General features: G+C 28.8%; 6 protein-coding genes. 1 reads left to right on the top strand and 5 read right to left on the bottom strand.

Annotation, left to right across the window (positions count from 1 at the left end; genetic code table 11):
* Together PHX29_07025 and mutL are read right to left on the bottom strand one after the other, a co-directional pair.
* Nucleotides 1-570, bottom strand: a 570-nt coding sequence (locus PHX29_07025) for a hypothetical protein (protein ID MDD5605635.1), incomplete at its 3' end; no start/stop codon positions are given.
* A gap of 17 nt (nt 571-587) precedes the next feature.
* Nucleotides 588-2,282: a DNA mismatch repair endonuclease MutL gene (mutL, locus tag PHX29_07020; protein MDD5605634.1), complete on the bottom strand. Its 1,695-nt coding sequence runs from the start codon at nt 2,280-2,282 to the stop codon at nt 588-590.
* A gap of 54 nt (nt 2,283-2,336) precedes the next feature.
* Here mutL and PHX29_07015 point away from each other — a divergent pair, with 54 nt between their 5' ends.
* Nucleotides 2,337-2,912, top strand: coding sequence for a YigZ family protein (locus PHX29_07015; GenBank protein ID MDD5605633.1), 576 nt, complete (start codon nt 2,337-2,339; stop codon nt 2,910-2,912).
* A 27-nt stretch (nt 2,913-2,939) separates the two neighbouring features.
* Here PHX29_07015 and rpmF read toward each other — a convergent pair whose 3' ends face one another.
* The 3 genes from rpmF to PHX29_07000 form a co-directional block, all read right to left on the bottom strand.
* Entirely contained in the window at nt 2,940-3,131 is a 192-nt protein-coding gene (gene rpmF, locus PHX29_07010; protein MDD5605632.1) for a 50S ribosomal protein L32, read from the bottom strand.
* Nucleotides 3,131-3,607, bottom strand: a complete 477-nt coding sequence (locus tag PHX29_07005) for a YceD family protein (GenBank protein ID MDD5605631.1) — start codon at nt 3,605-3,607, stop codon at nt 3,131-3,133. The genes rpmF and PHX29_07005 overlap by 1 nt, the downstream gene beginning before the upstream one ends.
* A 110-nt stretch (nt 3,608-3,717) precedes the next feature.
* A partial coding sequence (locus PHX29_07000) for a CTP synthase (GenBank protein MDD5605630.1) occupies nt 3,718-4,567 on the bottom strand: 850 nt, incomplete at its 5' end.

Below are 4,567 nucleotides of genomic sequence, written 5' to 3'. Positions count from 1 at the left end.
ATAATCCAAACCATTGGTATCTAAAAATTCTTTTATTTTTTCCGGGCAAGTTAAGCCGATTACTTTTTTATGAATATCAGCATTTTTATTTTCAGATGAGTAACTAGCATTATGCTGTTTAATCTTAATTATTGAAGAAACTTGTTTATATTTTTTTAATTCTTCTTCATTAGCGTTAATTAAATAATCTCGTTTATACTTGTGAATTGTTTTTACGTTAACATTATATTTTTTAGCTAATTTTTCAAACTGTTGAATTACGTTTTCTCCATTAATAAAAATATCAAAAGCGGCTTTTTGTTTCTCTATAAGTTTATCAACTCTTTGGATAGCTTTAGTGGTTTCACGCTTCGCGATGGCTTGGTAATATTTTTCTTCTTCTTCATAATTGGTATATCTTAAAATATAGTGATTAGCCCACCCATAAAGTTTATTTCGACTTACGGATAGATCAAGAACATCATATTTAGAAGCTTTAGAATCATAGTTAGGATCCATCATTATTTCATATGCTTTTTGATAGTATTTTATCCGTTCTTCTGGTTGTAAATTGCTTAATTGTATGCCCAATTATATCACCCCATTGTTTAAATACTTCGTTTGAATAATTTTTCCAATTCATAAATTGAATATTCAATGATAGTAGGTCGACCATGGGGACAGTTATATGGATTGATACAAGCTCGTAAATCATTTATTAGTTGCTCCATCTCCATAGTTGAAATATTAGTATTAGCTTTAATACTCATTTTACAACTTAAGTTAGTGGCAACTTTTTCATTAAACTTTTCAATTGAAAAGTTTTTTTCTTTTTCTAAAATGATTTCGATGATTCTTCTAGTTGCTTCTTCCACATTGTTTATTGGTAACCATAAAGGATGTTCTTTCACAGTTATGGTATTAATCCCCATCTCTTGAATATTAAACCCCATTTTAGTTAAAATGTCAAGATTTTCATTTAGAATCAAATACTCATTATTAGGTAATTCCAAAGTAAAAGGAATTAGCATTTTAGTGGTTAAAGGCTTGGGATTACCCAGTTCTTTAACATATTTTTCATAATTAATTCGTTCTTTAGCGGCATGTTGGTCAATTAAATAAATTCCAGTTTCATTTTGAGCAATGATATAGGTTCCTAAAGCGATGCCAATTGGATATAATTCAATTAATTTAGACGTATCCATATTTGGCATATCTACTTTAAGAATTGGTTGATCAGGAATGATATAACGTTCTAAATCTAAGGTGGGTATTTCATAATTGATAGCTGGTTCCTTATATTCAACCTTAGGAATTAGTGAAATACTTTGTAATTTAGTAATAATAGTTTCTTTAACTAATTCAAATAATTCTTCTTTTTTACCAAACTTAACATCCATTTTGGTAGGATGAATATTAACATCGACTATGGAAGGATCGGTAGTTATTTTTAAAATAATAATCGGATAACGATCATCAGCTTTATAATTATGATAAGCATCATTAATAGCTTTATTTAATTCTTGATTACGAACTACCCGATTATTAATTAAAGTAATTATATGATTTCGATTAGATCTAGTTATTTCGGGCAGTGAGATATAACCTTCAATATCATAATCATCATTACTATTCTTGATAGCTAACATCTTTTTGGTTACTTCTAAACCATAAATAGAATTGATAACTTTTAATAAATTATTACTACCATCAGTATAAAATATTTTTTTATTATCATTAGTTAACGTAAACTTAATTTCAGGATACGCTAAAGCTATTTTATTAACATATTCAATAATATTAGCTAATTCGTTATATAAACTAGATAGATGTTTTAAACGAGCTGGGGTATTATAAAATAAGTTCTTAACGGCAATAATAGTGCCACTTCTCAAATCAGAACTAACATGGCTGATAACCTTACCACCTTTAATATTAATAAGGGTGCCATTATTTTGATCACTAGTCTTAATACTAATTTCACTAACGGATGCAATGGAGGGCAAGGCTTCGCCTCTAAAGCCTAAAGTTTTAATCTTGTATAAATCTTCATCCGTAGTTAGTTTTGAAGAAGCATGGCGCTGAAAAGCTAGTAAGGCGTCCTCTTTATCCATCCCACTACCGTTATCAGTTACTTTTATTTCTTTAACCCCAGATTCGATTAAATCTATTTTAATGTCAGTCGCATTAGCATCAATACTATTTTCTACTAATTCCTTAACAATAGAAACACATTTTTCAATTACTTCTCCGGCAGCTATCTTATTAGCTAGGATTTCATCCATTACTTTTATTTTACTCATACTATCACCTACTTAAATTATACCATATTATGATATAATTTAAGTGGTGGTGCAATGAAAACAATTAAAAAAAATATTAATAATGAATTAGTAATTAATAAATCGAGGTTTATCACTTTTTTATTTAAAGTTAACGATGAAAGTGAAATTGATGATTTTTTAAATGGTTTGAAAAAAGAATATAAAGATGCTACTCATTATTGTTATGCCTATATTATTAACGATGTTAAAAGAAGTAGTGATGATAATGAACCGGGAGGAACAGCTGGGATACCTATTTTAAGTGTCTTAGAAAGCCATGAACTTAATCTTATATTGTGTGTAGTGGTTCGATACTTTGGAGGGGTTAAACTAGGAGCTGGGGGTTTAATCCGAGCCTATCGGAAAAGTGTTAATGAATGTTTAAAACTTAGTGAATTAGTTACATTGAGAAGAGGTATTATATTTGAAGTAACATTTAATTATGAAGATACTAAAGATATAGATTATATTTTATATAGTGTACCTATTTTAAATAAAGTTTATGGAGAAACAATTACTTATAGAGTAGCAACTATTAATCCTGATATACTAGATAAACTACAAAATTATAAGGTGAAAATAATAAAAGATACATTAGTCGAAAGATAATGTATCTTTTTAAATTAAAAAAAACAACTATTTAGTTGTTTCTTCTTTATCTTTAGTAACTTTTTTACCTTTATAATATCCACAAGCATCACACACGCGGTGTGGTTTGATAACTGCTTTACAGTTAGGGCATACAGTAGTGCTTGATGCTGTTAAGAAGTCATGAGCACGACGCATTCTTTTGGATGTTTTACTAATTTTTCTTGCTGGAACTGCCATTATTCATCCTCCTTTTCTTTAAGTAAGTCTTTTAGTTCACTTAACGGTTTATTTTCATCATCTTCCGTAAGTATTTGCCAACCTTCACCTTTTTTAATTGGTTTAGCATTTGGTGCTACTACTTTAATCGGAATTTCAGTAACTATATTCTCCCATACTATTGGGATAATATCAAGGTTATTGCCCATTATTTTTAAATTTTCATTCTCATCAGTAATATCACTTTCGTAATTAATATCAAAGGGCAATATTACATCAGCTAAAGTAATTGAACAAGGGAGAGTCATTTCACCTTTGATTTTTAAATTAAGGTTGAAGAATTCACCATCGCTTTTAGTAATGGTTCCGGTAACTGCTACTGGTTTTATACTTCTAATATCAGTGGTTGATAAATATTCTTGATCGAAGGTTATAGTTTCATTGACATCAATTTCTTTTTCATAATTGTTTATTAATTTAGTTAAGTCAATCATCATAAAAATCCCTCCAAACCTTTTTAATTATACAATAAAACAATTAAAAGTGCAATTACTTTTACCATAAAAAAACAATATGTAAAATATTGTTTTTGGTTATTTAAACTATGTTATTTACTTTTCTTTTTAAAATTAGCAATACTAGCTTTAACTAATCCACAAAATAATGGGTGAGCTTTGGTGGGTCGGCTTTTAAATTCAGGATGAAATTGAGAAGCGATATAATAAGGGTGAGCTTTCAATTCAATTATTTCAACTAGATTAGATTGAGGATTAATTCCAGAAAAAATCATCCCTTGTTCTTCAAATTGTAAACGATAATTGTTATCAAATTCATAACGATGACGATGACGTTCTTTAATTTTTTTAGAATTATAAACTTCATAAGCTAAAGTTTTTTCTTTGATATCACAATCATAAGCTCCCAAACGCATAGTGCCACCTAAATTAATACCGGTATATTGATCTGGAAGGTAATTAATAATTGGATACTTAGTTTCCGGATCAAATTCAGTTGAATTGGCACCTTCTAATTTCAAAACATTTTGAGCGTATTCTATAACGGCTAATTGTAAACCAAGACAGATGCCTAAAAAGGGAACTTTATTTTCGCGTGCATATTTAATAGCTAATATTTTACCATCGATTCCTGATAAACCAAAGCCACCAGGAACTAGGATGCCATCATAATCTTTTAAAACTTCTTGATAATTGGTTTCGTTTAATTCACGAGCATTAACAAAGCTTACTTTAACATTGCAATGGAAAGGTAAGCCGGCATGTTTTAAAGCTTCTTTAACTGAAATATATGCATCTTCTAATTCAACATATTTGCCAACCACGGCAATAATTGTTTCTTCATGTAATTCATTATAATTACTAATTACTTTAACCCATGGTTTTAAATTTATTTTTTTAGTTATATTGAAACGATCGCAAATTATTTTATCCATTTTTTGA

The organism is Dehalococcoidales bacterium (genome assembly GCA_028717385.1).
Taxonomy (GTDB): Bacteria; Chloroflexota; Dehalococcoidia; order Dehalococcoidales; family CSSed11-197; genus CSSed11-197.
This window is presented reverse-complemented; position numbering and strand designations above follow the sequence as displayed.

Bases quoted from the DNA above. Each gene is read 5' to 3' on its own strand.
- rpmF (MDD5605632.1), bottom strand. From the start codon at position 3,131: ATGGCAGTTCCAGCAAGAAAAATTAGTAAAACATCCAAAAGAATGCGT.
- mutL (MDD5605634.1), bottom strand. From the start codon at position 2,282: ATGAGTAAAATAAAAGTAATGGATGAAATCCTAGCTAATAAGATAGCT.
- PHX29_07005 (MDD5605631.1), bottom strand. From the start codon at position 3,607: ATGATGATTGACTTAACTAAATTAATAAACAATTATGAAAAAGAAATT.
- PHX29_07015 (MDD5605633.1), top strand. From the start codon at position 2,337: ATGAAAACAATTAAAAAAAATATTAATAATGAATTAGTAATTAATAAA.